This is a genomic window from Phocaeicola oris, from assembly GCF_021295095.1.
Lineage (GTDB): Bacteria > Bacteroidota > Bacteroidia > Bacteroidales > Bacteroidaceae > Phocaeicola > Phocaeicola oris.
Window position 1 is genome coordinate 235,133 of record NZ_JAJLQX010000001.1, and the last position, 15,381, is coordinate 250,513.

The 15,381-nt window shown below is 36.2% G+C and carries 14 protein-coding genes; all 14 read right to left on the reverse strand.

Annotation, left to right across the window (positions count from 1 at the left end; all coding sequences use genetic code 11):
• Positions 1–259: 259 nt before the first annotated feature.
• Positions 260–436 carry a histone H1 gene (locus LO761_RS01060; RefSeq protein ID WP_272816483.1) on the reverse strand — a complete coding sequence of 59 codons (177 nt, stop codon included), beginning with the start codon at positions 434–436 and terminating at the stop codon, positions 260–262.
• Between the two features lie 230 nt (positions 437–666).
• Entirely contained in the window at positions 667–2,454 is a 1,788-nt protein-coding gene (locus LO761_RS01065) for a sensor histidine kinase (RefSeq protein ID WP_272816484.1), read from the reverse strand.
• Positions 2,455–2,459: 5 nt separating this feature from the next.
• A complete protein-coding gene (locus LO761_RS01070) occupies positions 2,460–3,146 on the reverse strand; it encodes a response regulator transcription factor (RefSeq protein WP_272816485.1) in 687 nt (228 codons plus the stop codon).
• Positions 3,147–3,254: 108 nt separating this feature from the next.
• Positions 3,255–4,301, reverse strand: a complete 1,047-nt coding sequence (locus LO761_RS01075) for a type I asparaginase (protein ID WP_272816486.1) — start codon at positions 4,299–4,301, stop codon at positions 3,255–3,257.
• Between the two features lie 89 nt (positions 4,302–4,390).
• The gene (gene trpA / locus LO761_RS01080; protein WP_272816487.1) at positions 4,391–5,167 is read right to left on the reverse strand and encodes a tryptophan synthase subunit alpha; all 777 of its coding nucleotides are present in this window, start codon (positions 5,165–5,167) and stop codon (positions 4,391–4,393) included.
• Positions 5,168–5,187: 20 nt separating this feature from the next.
• Positions 5,188–5,808, reverse strand: a complete 621-nt coding sequence (locus LO761_RS01085) for a phosphoribosylanthranilate isomerase (RefSeq protein ID WP_272816488.1) — start codon at positions 5,806–5,808, stop codon at positions 5,188–5,190.
• Positions 5,805–6,584 (reverse strand): indole-3-glycerol phosphate synthase TrpC, encoded by a 780-nt coding sequence (gene trpC, locus LO761_RS01090; RefSeq protein ID WP_272816489.1) that lies wholly within the window; start codon positions 6,582–6,584, stop codon positions 5,805–5,807. Before trpC ends, LO761_RS01085 begins: the two co-directional genes overlap by 4 nt.
• 1 nt (position 6,585) lies before the next feature.
• Entirely contained in the window at positions 6,586–7,581 is a 996-nt protein-coding gene (gene trpD, locus LO761_RS01095; RefSeq protein WP_272816490.1) for an anthranilate phosphoribosyltransferase, read from the reverse strand.
• A gap of 10 nt (positions 7,582–7,591) precedes the next feature.
• Positions 7,592–8,155, reverse strand: coding sequence for an anthranilate synthase component II (locus LO761_RS01100; RefSeq protein WP_272816491.1), 564 nt, complete (start codon positions 8,153–8,155; stop codon positions 7,592–7,594).
• A 21-nt stretch (positions 8,156–8,176) separates the two neighbouring features.
• Positions 8,177–9,577: an anthranilate synthase component I family protein gene (locus LO761_RS01105; protein ID WP_272816492.1), complete on the reverse strand. Its 1,401-nt coding sequence runs from the start codon at positions 9,575–9,577 to the stop codon at positions 8,177–8,179.
• Positions 9,546–10,775: a tryptophan synthase subunit beta gene (gene trpB, locus LO761_RS01110; protein WP_272816493.1), complete on the reverse strand. Its 1,230-nt coding sequence runs from the start codon at positions 10,773–10,775 to the stop codon at positions 9,546–9,548. Before trpB ends, LO761_RS01105 begins: the two co-directional genes overlap by 32 nt.
• 295 nt (positions 10,776–11,070) lie before the next feature.
• A complete protein-coding gene (locus LO761_RS01115; RefSeq protein WP_272816494.1) occupies positions 11,071–11,355 on the reverse strand; it encodes a hypothetical protein in 285 nt (94 codons plus the stop codon).
• 74 nt (positions 11,356–11,429) lie between these two features.
• Positions 11,430–12,653 (reverse strand): tetratricopeptide repeat protein, encoded by a 1,224-nt coding sequence (locus LO761_RS01120; RefSeq protein ID WP_272816495.1) that lies wholly within the window; start codon positions 12,651–12,653, stop codon positions 11,430–11,432.
• A gap of 24 nt (positions 12,654–12,677) precedes the next feature.
• Complete coding sequence (gene gyrA / locus LO761_RS01125) at positions 12,678–15,254, reverse strand: DNA gyrase subunit A (protein ID WP_272816496.1); 2,577 nt, start codon at positions 15,252–15,254, stop codon at positions 12,678–12,680.
• Positions 15,255–15,381: the final 127 nt, after the last annotated feature.

Below are 15,381 nucleotides of genomic sequence, written 5' to 3' on the forward strand. Positions count from 1 at the left end.
GGTTGGTTCATTTAAAAAACGTGTATTATTTTGTGAAGTACTAATAGTGATGCATTGTTCGTGTATATTGAATTCGTCGAATTCACTTTATTAGAAGAGTCTGTTTTGATGTTTTTGAGGGAAGATATAAAGAGAAGTGTATGCGTATAGGGAAAAGAATGGAACATAACTTTCATAGCGTGAGGGAATCATCTCGTTTTAACAAAAAAGACGCAAACCTTTAAAAGCTTGCATCCTTTTTAGTCCTTTTTTAGAAAAGTTATTTTTTAGATTCCTCTATAGAAACTTTTCTGAATTCTTTCATTAGTTTCTCAATCTCTAAAGAAGTTTTGCGAGCACGTGTGCCGGCAGCTTTGTTTCCCTTTTCTAACTGAGCTTCAGCATCTTTCAAATAGGCTTCACTCAATACTTTGTACTTAGCAATTAATTCTTCCATGATATTTGTTTTTAAATGTTTAAAATCGTAGTAAATTAAATACTTTTATTTTGTTATGTACAAGTTTTTAATAGATTTTTATTCTTTTTTAAGAGTTGAGATTGCAGAGAAACATAATTTCAGGGTACATAATAGAAGCAATATAGGGAATATTATTTTTTGAATGCCTTTGAAATTAACCAAATTCTCCTATATTTCGTAAGATTATCATAGCTATAAAAGATGCCTACTTAGTCTTTTTTCAAAGTAAAAATGAACTCAAGTCCTCCTCCCGGATTATTTTTCGCAAAGATGGTGCCTCCATGAATAAGTACGGCGTTTTTCACAATAGCCAAGCCCAATCCTGTACCTCCCGATTTACGTGAACGGCCTTTATCAATACGATAGAAACGTTCAAAAAGGCGATTGAGATGTTCCGGTGCTACACCAATACCCGTATCGGCAAAACTAAAATAATAATAATTATCGTCTTCGCGGAAACAATTGATAGTGATGGAAATATCCCGTCCGGCATAAGCTATGGTATTATCTATCAAGTTACGGAAAATAGAGTAGAGGAGGAGCTGGTTTCCATTAATTATAATATTGTCACTTAAGTTATTGTATACTGTAATGTGTTTTTCTTCTATATTTAAAGCAACTTCATTTATAATATTCTTTACTGTTTTACCAATGTTCACCGGTTCTAATTCAATCATATTTGGAGCCTCATCCATACGGGTAAGGACTGAAATATCTCGAAGCAGATTTGAAAGTCGGTCGCTTTGCGCATAACAGCGGTTAATAAACAAATCCAATTGCTCTTTTGTGATATTCGGATTTGTTAAGATAGTTTCCAAATATCCATGTATACTGCTAACAGGAGTCTTTAACTCATGAGCAATATTTTGAGTCAATTGTTTCTTCACTCGCGCTTGTTCCTCTTCCTGAGTAATATCATTGATAGTTACCTCAAAACTTTCATCTTGAAATACGACACAATCAATCGAAAAAATTCGACCATCTTTATCAATAGTGTATGATATTTGCTTTTCCCCGTTACGTCTATTCGACAAATCTGCTTCATATTTGTTAAGGAATTCGCAAACTGTTTCCATTTCCGGAATCGTCAGAAAGTCCTCTGTCTTATTAAGGTTCTTATCGGAAATAATATTGATATATTGCGTGAACAGACTGTTAACGATAATTTCTTTTTTATTTTTAGTGAACACGCCCAATCCTTCACGAGATATCTGAAGGTGAGTGATTAGCTTCTCACGCTCTATGTACAAGTCTTCTTTTGTTTGTAATAACTGCTTATACATTTGAATAATATGCTGGGAAATTTCACCTAATTCATTATTTGGGAACGACATCAAATCCTCCTCTTTTATTGGTAAATTCCGATCAGCTTTCAATGCAAACAATTTCAGTTGAGTAATTGATGTTCCTATTTTTTGCGTATAGCGGTAGAAAACCGCGATCATTATAATGCTGATGATAGCTGCAAACCAGAGAAAATGACGGTCAGCTTTCAAACTTTCTTGCAATGAGCCTGTGTATGGACGAGCCATACGGATAATGTAATGGCGGATAGGGTAGTACTTGGCCGAATAAAAGAACCGACCATTTAAACTTTCAGAATGTCGGACAATGGAATATCCGCTACCATTTTCCAATGCATCTTTGACCTCTTTTCGTCCTAAATGATTTTTAAAATGTGACAGATCTTTATCCCAATTATCATAAAATACGTTTCCTTTATCGTTGATTAGAGTAACACGCAAATCAGTGGCAGAATGTCCCAACACATAGGCATCAAGTTGTCGCATGTCGCATGTATCCATACGGATAATAAAGTCGTTCAATCGGTCGCTCATGCTTTGCAATTGCGTGTTTAGCAACTCTATTTTATATACTTTCTCGCGACGTTCCTGATATATTGCCATGCATGCGGCAAAAGCAATAAAAAGGATAAAGATAGACCAGAATAGTCGTCTTGAAAAAGGGATTATTCGTGTAGAAAGTTCGAGTGTCATAATTATTAATCTTGTTCAAAGCAATAACCATAACCTAAGCGGGTTACCACATTTTTTCCATATATTCCTATTTTTCTACGTAAACGGGTAATATTTACATCCACAGTCCGATCAAGAACATACGAATCCTCATTCCAAACCTGATTAAGAATCTCATCCCGAGAGAAAACTTTGTCTTTATTCTCAAGCAACAATTTAAGGATTTCAAATTCTTTTTTGGTGAGAGGAACATCTATATTGTCGACAACAGCTCTCTTCTGTAATAAATCCAAAACCAGACTTTTATAAATAAGTTGTGTAACGGGAATGTCTTCCGATAAAGAAGTCCGACGAAGTACGGCACGCACACGAGCGCTCACTTCCCTGAGAGAAAAAGGTTTTGATATATAATCGTCTGCTCCAATATTAAAGCCTGTTACTGTATCGTTCTCTGTATCCTTAGCTGTAATAAAAATAATAGGGACATTGGCTGTCTTCTTATCTTTCTTTAGCATGTTTGCCATTTTGAATCCTGAAATCTCACCCATCATAACGTCAAGCAACAGTAAGTCATATTTTCCCAAATCCAGCTTCAAGGCTTCTTCTGCTGAGTTAACCGTATCAACCGAGTAACCTTCTGTTTCCAAATTAAACTTCAGAATCTCACAAAGATCCTCTTCATCATCAACAACTAAGATGTGATATGTTTTCATATTGCGCTCCTTTTTCTATTACAAATGTAATTATTTACAAATTCCTTTGCAAAGATGAAGTACAAATGTTACCGGAATATGAAATAGATGTTACAATTTTATTTCTTATCAGACTGGAATGGTAAATTCTCCACACACAGGAATAGTCATTAGATAACGGATTTCTTCTACATTTTTATTGTGTCCCAACAAGAACATCAACTTTGTAATGACTGACTCTACTGTAGAATCATATCCACTTATTACTCCGGCATCCAAAAGATGAAGTCCTGTTTCATAGCGTTGCATTTCTACCATACCGGAAGGGCATTGCGAAATGTTAACGATAACGATTCCTCTGGCTGTAGCACTTTTCAGTTCGTCAATGAACCATGGTTTTTGTGGAGCATTTCCCGATCCGTATGTTTTAAGAACCACTGCACGAAGTCCAGGTGTATGGAGTACTGTGCTAATCACACCTTCTTGAATACCAGGAAATAACGTTAAAATGGTAACATCTGTACCATATACAAAATGTGGTATTAACGGACTATTATAATTTGGTTTCAGAATGCGATCATACTCATATTTAATATGTATACCCGCAGTTGCTAAAGCCGGATAATTATATGATCGGAACGCATTAAAATTCTCAGCGTTAATTTTTGTCGTACGGTTACCACGCAATAATTGGTTCTCAAAGAAGATACAAACTTCAGGAACTATAGCAGTACCGTCTGCGTTCTTCGCCGCGGCAATTTCAATAGAAGTAATTAAATTTTCTTTTCCATCAGTACGGAGCATGCCAATAGGGAGTTGGCTTCCTGTCAGAATAACCGGCTTATGCAAGTTCTGAAGCATAAAACTTAGGGCTGATGCTGTATAAGCCATAGTATCTGTTCCATGTAAGATAACAAATCCGTCATAATCATTATAATTATCGGTTATAATATGAACGAGTTTAGTCCATAACGACGGCTCCATATCCGACGAATCAATAGGCGGATTAAATTGTATAGTCTGAATATTGTAGTTAAAACGCTTCAATTCAGGCATATTCTTTTGAAGTTGATTGAAATTAACAGCTTCGAGAGCCCCCGTATCAGTATTTTGTTGCATTCCAATTGTGCCACCTGTGTAGATTAACAAAACGGAAGGCTTATTAGGATCAGACATATTGATTTCTTTATTAATTATGTCACAAAGATAGTAATAAGGTAATAAAAAGCAAAAGAAAAGCCTAAAAAATGACAAAATGTTTATTTTTAGTGTCTCAACTCATCTAATAGACATTTTGCCGCTTCCTCAGCGTTACCGTTTTCTTTCTCAAGGAGTGCAATGAATTTGCTCCCTATAATTGCACCGGCTGCATTATCCATTGCTGACTGATAAGTTTGCTTATTAGATATGCCGAAACCTATCATACGCGGATTCTTCAGATTCATTGCATTAATCCGATGGAAGTAAGCCAATTTTTCTTCATTAAAGTCTTTTTGTGCTCCGGTGATGGCTGCAGAGGATACCATATAAATAAAACCATTCGTATTCTGATCAATCAAACGAATACGTTCTTCACTTGTTTCAGGAGTAATCAACATAATCATTTTCAAATCATATTTCTCTACAATAGGCCGAAACTTATTCTGATAATCTTTAAAAGGAAGGTCCGGTAGTATTATTCCATCAACTCCGACTTCTTTGCTTGAACGACAGAAATTTTCAAAACCATATTGTATAATAGGATTCAAATATCCCATAAAAATCAAAGGAATATGTACTTCTTTTCGAATATCTTTTAATTGAGAAAATAAATGGCTAAGAGTCATTCCATTTTTTAATGCAACTGTTGATGCTTGTTGAATAACAGGACCATCGGCCATAGGGTCAGAAAAAGGAATACCAATCTCTATTATTTTAATTCCAACTTTTTCTAATGCTTTAATTACATTAACTGTACTATCCAACTGAGGATAACCTGCACAGAAATAAACGGAAAGGATATTACGCTTCTGTTCTTGGAATAACTTTGTAATTCTATTCATAAATTTTAATTGTTAATTCGTTAATTGTTATATTTGAAAACACTGATAAAAGAACTTAATGTGCTGATATCTTTCTGTGCGGGAGCAATTTCAAAACCACTATTTAAATCAATTCCTGCCCAACGTGAATGATGGAATCTTTTTAATTCAGTCAAGCTGTTCGGTTTTATTCCTCCACTCAATATAAAAGAAGTTTTTCCCTTATAATTATGCAATAATTCCCAATTAAATGTTTTGCCTGATCCGCCATATTCCTTTGATGTTGTATCAAAAAGGAAATAATCACAAACTTCCTCATAAGATTGAACTTTATTAAAATCAATAGTTTCGGCAATAGAAAATGCTTTGATCAGTTGGATAGGGCGATTATTTATTATCTCTTTACATTGTTCAACCAATTCTGTTCCATGCAATTGTATAAAATCTAAATGGAAATCATCTATTTTATCAAGAATCTCTTCTGTTGAGCTATTGACAAATACACCAACACGCTTACAGTTGACCGGAAGATAATCCGGCTTTTGCAGAACAAATCGTTTAGACTTTGGATAAAAAATAAATCCCATCATATCAATCAGATTCAAATTATCCAAGTCTCTGATATTCTTCGCTTCACGCATCCCACATACTTTTATTATCATTTTAATTTATTTATGAAGTTCTGTAACTCTGTACCAGGATCAGAGGTTCCCATCAAATACCCTCCAATAAGGAATCCTTTGAATCCAACCTTTCTTAATTTCAAAACAGTTTCAGTATTTAAAATCCCACTTTCCGACACTAATACTTTATCTTTAGGTAATAGTTCAATCAATTTGAATGAGTTTTCTATTAAAGTATCGAATGTTCCAAGATTACGATTGTTAACTCCAACCATATCAGTATCATCCTGAATATACTCTAACTCGTGTTCTGCATGCACTTCAAGAAGAACTTCCATATCCAGTTCATGAGCTTTATCCGTTAGTTTTATGCATTCTTCCTTTGTCAAACAAGCTGCAATAAGCAGTACAGCATCAGCTCCAACAAATTGAGCTTGATATAACTGATATTCATCAATAATAAAATCCTTCCGAAGAATAGGAATATTAATCTTATCACGTACTGTATGTATATCCTTCAATGAACCACCAAAATACATTTGATCAGTTAGAACAGAGACAGCAGTAGTTCCTGCATTCTCATACGATGATATAATTTTTATAGGATTTGCATTCTGGAAGATCCATCCTTTAGACGGAGACTTCCGTTTAAATTCAGAGATGATACCGGTATTTGAAGCAATCAATGCTTCTTTCATACTATGGTGAACATTTTCTTTATAGTTCTCATTGAAATAATTTTCACTGACTACTGCTTTCTGTTCTTTCAACTCAATTCGTTTATGAGCAACTATCTCTTTCAAAATATCTTTCATACTAACTATTTAATTCAATGAACTTCTTTAATGTGTTTCGTGCTTTACCACTCTCTAAAGATTCACGTGCAATACAAATCGCTTCTTCAATAGATTTATTACTGTCTATCGTTTGAATGGCAAAAGCTGCATTAGCAACTACAGCATTAGTTTGGCTTTCTGTAGCTTTGTTTTCCATTACATTATCAAAAATCTTTGTAGCTTCTTCAGGTGTTTTTCCTCCATAAAGCTCTTCAGGTTTTGCAATTCGGACTTCTAACTCTGAAGGTTTATAAATCTTCTCGTAATTTGGTGTAGCTACTTTGAATTCATTCGTCAAAGATATCTCATCGTAGCCATCAAGACTGGTTACTACTGCGAATCCTATTCCTAATTTTTGAAGAACATTAGTATAAAGGCGTAATTGCGCAAGGTCGGCAACACCAAGTAATTCGTATGTAGGGATACATGGATTGACTAACGGACCAAGTAAGTTGAAAAATGTACGAACTTGAAGTTCCTTACGGATAGGACCAACAGCCTTAAATGCCGGCATAAATAATGGTGCATGCATATATACCATGTTCGATTCTTCCATAGAACGGAGGAGTTTATCCTGATTGGAAGTAAAGACAACACCATGTTGCTGCATAACATTACTCGCACCGCTGACTGATGAAGCTGCAAAGTTCCCTAATTTCGCTACATGATAACCCGCACCGGCAACAATAAAGCAAGCGCATGTTGAAATATTGAATGTATTTTTTCCATCACCACCAGTTCCAACGATATCAATAGGCTTATATGCCTTCAAATCAACCTTTACACGAGTTTCTAAAGCCGCGTCACGAAAACCAAGTAATTCGTCAACTTTAATTCCACGCATTTGGAATGCAGTTAGTATGGCTGCAATTTGTGAATTGTTATATTTTCCATCCGATATGTTTAATAATAAATTTCTTGTCTCTTCACGAGTCAATTCTTCGTGATCAAAAAGACGTAATAATATCTCTTTCATCTTTATTGTTTTAATGTTTTAAAAAATTAGAAATAATAACTTCCCCGTCCGGAGTAAGTACTGATTCCGGATGGAACTGAATGCCATGGATATCATATTGCTTATATTTCAGTCCCATAACATAACCTTCTTTGCTAAAAGCAGTCATTTCCAAACAATCAGGAAATAAATTAGTTGAGACAACCCAAGAATGGTATCGTCCGGTAGGAACTTCACATGGAAGACCATCAAAAAGATAATCGTTATCCTTTAATATAGTTGGAGTTTGTATTCCATGGAATACCTCAGTAAGATTAATAAGTTTGGCACCAAAATACTCACCAATAGCTTGTTCCCCTAAACAAATGCCAAGAATAGGCTTTTTTCCGGAATAATTTTTGATGACATCCAATAGTAAACCGGATTCGGAAGGAATTCCAGGTCCAGGAGAAAGAATAATCTTATTGAATGGTTCTAAATCTTTCATCTCAAACTGGTCGTTACGAACGACAGTTACCTTTCCGCCCAATGCTTTCACTATATGACTTAAATTGTATGTGAAAGAATCGTAGTTATCAATAATAACTATATTCATATTTTTATCCGATTTTATAGATTACATTTTCTCTGCCATTTCGATGGCTTTTTTTAACGCGCCTAATTTATTATTTACTTCTTGTAACTCTTTCTCCACATTACTCTTTGCAACAATGCCTCCACCGGCTTGAAACCATAATATATTATTCCTACTAACGAAAGAGCGAATAGTAATAGCCTGATTCAGATTCCCGTTCAAGCCAATAAATCCAATGCAACCACCATACGCGCCACGATTATGAGGCTCATACTTAGTTATAAGTTGTAACGCTTTAACTTTAGGAGCACCACTCAAAGTCCCGGCCGGAAACGTATCAATAAAGGCTTTAATATGATTGACACCCTCATCAAGTTCTCCGCTAACACGACTAACCAAATGAATAACATGGCTATAATACTGAACTTGCCGGAAGAATTCGACTTTAACATCATGACAGTTACGACTTAAATCATTACGAGCTAAATCAACCAGCATCACATGTTCGGCATTTTCCTTTGGATCATTGACCAGCTTTTGGGTTAATTCTTCATCCAACTTTTTATTTCCTGTTCGTTTGGTTGTTCCGGCAATAGGATCAATGTATGCACGTCCGCTTTCAATTCTATAATGTGTCTCAGGCGATGAACCAAAAATTCGAAAACCTCCGAAGTCGAAATAAAATAAATAAGGAGAAGGGTTGATACTCCTCAATGCACGATATAACTTGAAGTCATCACCCTGATATTTCTGAATAAACCGGCGTGAAAGAACTATTTGAAACACATCCCCACGCAAGCAATGAGCAATTCCTTGACGGATATTTTCACAATGTTCTTCATCAGTCAATGTACTTGTTGTAGAACCGACAGCATGAAAATCGTAAGTAGTATAGTTTCGATTATGAATAGCTTTCTCTACAACATGAAGTTTGCTTTTCTTTTCGTCCTGCAATAATTCAATAAGCATCATTTCATTTCTGAAGTCATTGAATACGATGATATACTTATATAAAATATATAGCATATCAGGCGCGTCATTGATTTTGTCTGTGGTATCCTTAACAGGAATATGCTCAAAATAACGGATAGCATTAAATGAAGTATAACCGTATAGGCCTGTATAATTGTTATACTCACCTTCCACCTTAAAACTGTTGAGGAATTCTGTAATAGCATCTTCTACCTTATAATCATCATTGATTAGTTTTACCTCTTTTGTTTCATCAGGAAAACTAAATGTTACTTCTCCATGTCCAATGGCAAAAGAAGCCATTGGCTCCAACCCGATAAAAGAACGGCTATTCTCGGCACCATGATAATCTGAACTCTCCATCAATGCGCTTTGAGGAAAAACATCACGCAATTTCAAATAAGTACTTACCGGTGTATGAAGGTCACCTAATACTACTTTATAATTGGTGTGATAAACAAAAGTTTTCATATAGTATGTTTTTAAATTGATTCTGATATTTTAAATAAGTCTCTATATCTTTATCGCCACGACCGGACACTGTCAATACCACAATATCATCTTTTTTAAAATGCATGTGAGGCAAAGCTCCAAGAACGTGAGCAGATTCCAAGGCCGGAATAATACCTTCCAAGCGGGTCAATTCATACCCTGCATGTATAGCCTCATCATCATTAACTGCTATCACCTTCGCACGTTTCTGCTTTACTAAATTTGCATGCATCGGACCGATACCGGGATAATCTAATCCAGCGGAAATAGAATAGGGCTCTTCAATCTGGCCATCTTTGCTTTGAATGACAAGCGTTTTGGATCCATGAATAATACCCATTCTACCCAACTGGATAGTTGCAGCCGACATTCCTGTATTGATGCCTTTCCCTCCGGCTTCAGCCAACACTATTTGTACTCTTAAATCGTCTATGTAATGATAAATCGTACCGGCAGCATTACTTCCTCCACCAACACAGGCCATCAAATAATCCGGATAGTCTCGCCCTTCTTTTTCCCTGAGTTGCCATTTAATTTCCTCGCTAATAACCGACTGCAATCTGGCAACCATATCCGGATATGGATGTGGACCAACGGTAGAGCCAATAACATAATAAGTATCTTCAGGATGACAAACCCAATAGCGAATTGCCTCGTTTGTTGCGTCTTTCAATGTCATATTACCCGAAGTTACGGGATGAACTTTTGCGCCAAGCATCTTCATCTTCTCTACATTAATATGCTGACGCTCAACATCTGTCTTTCCCATAAATATGGTGCATGGCAAATTAAGTAAGGCACATGCGGTAGCAGTTGCCACACCGTGTTGACCGGCTCCGGTTTCTGCAATAATATGTGTCTTGCTCATTCGTTTTGCTAACAATACTTGTCCCAATGCATTGTTTATTTTATGAGCTCCGGTATGATTCAAATCCTCACGTTTTAAATAAATCTTTGCGCCATAACGATTGCTCAAACGATTTGCATAATAAAGAGGAGAGGGGCGACCTGCATAATCCTTCAGCAGTTGACGGAATTCTTGTTGGAAATCATCACTTTCCAAAATTGTAAGATACACTTTTTGTAAATCTTCTACACATTGATGAAGTATTTCAGGTATATATGCACCTCCAAATTCACCATAATAACCTTCTTTATCTACCAAATAAGTTTTCATTGTTTCTATTTTTTTATTTCAAATTCTCGAATTACTTTTAATAATTGACTATGCATAATAAAAAAAGGCCTGTCGCAAGTTCGACAGGCCTTTTTTTATATTTTATTGTTGATATTAATATATACGGCTTATACCCTTACGACTTATAGAGTTGTAAGTGGCACCACCAATACATATTAACCAAACTCAAATGTTTCATAAAACTTATACTTTCTCTTTTTATGACATCGCAAATATACATCTTGTTTTTATAAAACAAAAGAAATTCTATCTTTTTTGAACAAAACGGATGTTTTTAACGTAAAATTCTTTTGCTATGAAACAATCCAAAGCATTTTGAAGAATGTCTGTCAAAGAATCGGACAACAATATTTAAAGAGATAAAGTCGTTTCCGAAAGTCATTCCTCCAAATTTATTATTCGTAATGACAATTATTGACTTTATACGGACATTCTTATTATAATCAGTATTATGTTTAATTACGTCTGTATAAATCAATCCGATATACTTTCTCTGAACGAAACTATTTTCCATATAATCGGCTAATTTATACTCCTGCAACTCAACAATAGTGTTCATGCCTTCCAATTCCGAACAAAATAAAGGCTGTCCTCTTTGTGGGACAGCCTCTTATTTATTTTAAAGTTAGAATTTTATAATCCTAATTCTTTAGAAAGAGAATCATACTCAGATTTATTAAGCTTCCAGTAAATGTTCAGCAAATAGTTACCCCATAATTGTTTGTTATCCGGAGCTAACTCTTTAGCCTTCAAATAATAAGGAAGAGCTTTTTCGTATAATTCCTTAATCTTGGCATCGTTTGTATTATAAGCCAGATCATCGATGGCAATTTTAGAGTTTTCCTCTACGATAGCTTGAGCCGGAAAGAAATAGCAATCACCCAATTTCGCGTATGCTTCCGGAAGTAGTTCCTTTCCAATTCCAATAATCTGATTCATCGTAGCTTCAGCACTGGTATAATCTTTCTTCTCATACTGCAGAACACCTTTTACATAGAGCAAATATGGAGTCTCACCTTGCTGAGAAAGCAACTGATCAACCTGATTTAAACCTTCATCAATCTGACCTTTACGAATGTAATTATCCATTAAATTGCCAACGAAATAGTCCTGTTTCGGGAATCTCTGGAATCCTTCTTTAATAGTCTCTAACCATTTAACAGAATCGCCATTGTCTTTATCGGCATAAGCTTCAGCCAAGAACATTAAAGAACGGTATCCTTCGTTCTTATCTGTCTTACCTATTTGACCATACTTCAGTACATTTGCCTTATCGTTCAGCAGTTGAGCAGCAAGAGCCGCGTAATTTGCATACATAGTATTCAAAGTATCATTCTTAACTGCGTCATCATCGGCAAATAGTGGATCTTCAGAAGAATCAACAAACATGCTGAAATACTTGAATGCGCTTTTATAATCGCCTTTGTTATATGCGTCGGCACCACCATTAACCAAGTTAACGCGCACTTTTTTCAAATCATCTGCTAATTTCTTGTGTAATTTAGCCTTCTTCAAAGCGCCGTTAGCAACTGCTGCTTTCTCTACTTCATCGGCCTTCATGTAATACTCAAACATGTTTACCAAGCTGTTATAAAGCTTAGTTGTATCAGCCTTCTGATTTGGCAAATACATCTTCATGTTCTCTGTGTCATACATAGATTTCTGGATATCACCAGCAATCTTCCATGTCTGAGGATCATTTGCTGTCTCAGAGTTTGTCAAAGCTGCTTGAATCGTCTCGGCTGCTTTCTCCGGAGCATCCTTCATCTGACTTTTGGCTTCTTTAACTACACTTTCTTGGGAGTAAGCAAAAGTTCCAACTAATAATAAAGCCACTGTAAATAATACTTTTTTCATAAATGTGTGGATTTAATTGTTGATTTAATTATCATTATTATTTTCATTCATATCACTACTCTCCTCTTCTATTTGAGGATTGTCTTCGTTAACGGATGGTTCTGTTGTTGTTAAGTTTTCATCATCAACATCATCTTCCATCTTGTCTTCATTTGCTTCGGAATTTACTTTGCAAACAGATGCAATCTCATCATTCCGTTTTTCCAGATTGATTAGACGGACACCTTGAGTAGCACGACCCATAATCCGTACATCAGCCAATTTCAAACGAATCGTAATACCCGATTTATTAATAATCATCAGGTCATGATCGTTCGTAACACTCTTAATTGCGATAAGTTTACCGGTCTTATCGGTTATATTTAAGGTCTTTACACCTTTACCTCCACGATTTGTCAGACGATAATCCTCTATCTCTGAACGTTTTCCGTAACCCTGCTCTGAAACAACCATAATTGTTTCATTCTTTGGGTCTTTGATACGAACCATTCCTATAACATAGTCGTCACCATCATCTAAAGTCATACCTTTAACACCGGTAGCTGTACGTCCCATCATACGGACTGTATGTTCGTTAAAACGAACTGCGCGACCATTTCTATTTGCTATGATAATTTCATCTTCACGACGAGTCAAGCATACATCAATTACTTCATCGCCTTCTAATATATTAATAGCATTAATACCATTAGTACGCGGACGTGAATACTGTTCAAGCAAAGTCTTCTTCAAAAGCCCCCGCTTAGTACAGAACATCAAGCAATGTTCATTAATGTATTGCGTATTGGACAAATCCTTAATGCGGATATATGCTGTAACAGCGTCTCCGGGTTCTATATTCAGTACATTTTGAATAGCACGCCCTTTTGAAGTCTTATTGCCTTCGGGTATTTCATAAACTTTCAGCCAGAAGCAACGTCCTTTCTTTGTGAAGAACATCATCGTATTATGCATTGTAGCCGGATAAATGTGCTCAACAAAGTCAGTATCACGAGTTTCGCTTCCCTTCGAACCGACTCCGCCTCTGTTTTGTGTACGGAAATCAGATAACAAGGTACGCTTGATATATCCTAAATGAGAAATAGTAATTACTACATCATCGTCGGCATAGAAATCTTCCGGATTAAAGCTATCGTCAGCGTCATAACGGATTTGAGTACGACGTTCATCACCATATTTCTCTTTTACTTCTATCAGCTCATCTTTAATAACTTTCTTGCAAAGTTCCGGATCATCAAGGATAGACTGCAAATAAGCAATTTGTTTTTCAAGTTCCTCGTACTCTGCGTGCAACTGTTCTTGAGATAATCCTGTCAACTGACGGAGTCGCATCTCAACAATGGCTTTTGCCTGAACATCATCCAAGTTGAAACGTTTGCATAAATTCTCTGTGGCTTCTTGCGGAGTTTTTGAGGCGCGAATAATATGAACAACTTCATCAATATTATCGCAAGCAATAATCAAACCTTCCAGAATATGAGCACGTTCCTGAGCCTTCTTCAAATCGAACTTAGTTCGACGGATAACCACATCGTGACGATGTCTGATAAAGTATTTGATTAGATCTTTCAGATTCAAGCATTTCGGACGTCCGTTTACCAAAGCGATATTGTTGACGCTAAAGGCAGACTGCATAGCGGTAAGTTTGAATAACTTGTTTAATACCACATTTGCGTTCGCATCGCGCTTAATATCAATGACAATTCGCATACCTTCACGATCGGACTCGTCATTGACATTTGAAATTCCTTCAATTTTCTTATCGTTGACCAACGAAGCAATATTTTCAATGAGCTCTTTCTTATTAACATTATAAGGTATCTCTTCAACGATTATCTTATCGTGATTCTCTTCGCTTTCTATCTCAGTTTTGGCACGCATAACAACACGTCCTTTACCTGTTTCATAAGCATCGCGAACGCCGCCGATACCGTTAATAAAACCACCGGTTGGAAAATCAGGGCCTTTGATATATTTCATTAGTCCGGCAACATCAATGTCGGGGTCGTCAATATAAGCGATACAGCCGTCAATTACTTCAGATAAATTATGTGTAGGCATGTTAGTAGCCATACCGACAGCAATACCGGACGCGCCGTTCACTAACAGATTCGGAATACGAGTCGGCATTACGGTCGGTTCCTTCAATGTATCATCGAAGTTGTTGACCATATCAACCGTTTCTTTGTACAAATCTTGCATCATTTCCTCGCCGATCGGTTTCAAACGAGCTTCAGTATAACGCATTGCGGCTGCGCTATCACCATCGATAGAGCCAAAATTACCTTGCCCGTCTACCAACGGGTAACGCATAGCCCAGTCTTGAGCTTGGCGAACTAACGCGCCGTATACTGAAGAATCACCATGTGGATGATATTTACCGAGAACCTCTCCTACGATTCTGGCACATTTCTTATATGGTTTATCTGATGTATTACCCAGTTCCATCATACCATAGAGAATACGTCGATGAACCGGCTTAAATCCATCACGAACATCTGGGAGGGCACGAGCAACGATTACTGACATAGAGTAATCAATGTACGATGACTTCATTTCCTCGTCGATGTTAACCTTTATAATTCTGTCTTGATCTTGCATTTAAAATAGTACCTTATTTATAATATCTAAAAAACCTTGTAAAAATACGACTTTTACCCCATATACGAAAAGATTTAGGCAAAAAAGTTGTTTCTTTACTTGTTTTTAGGACAATTTACATCGAATG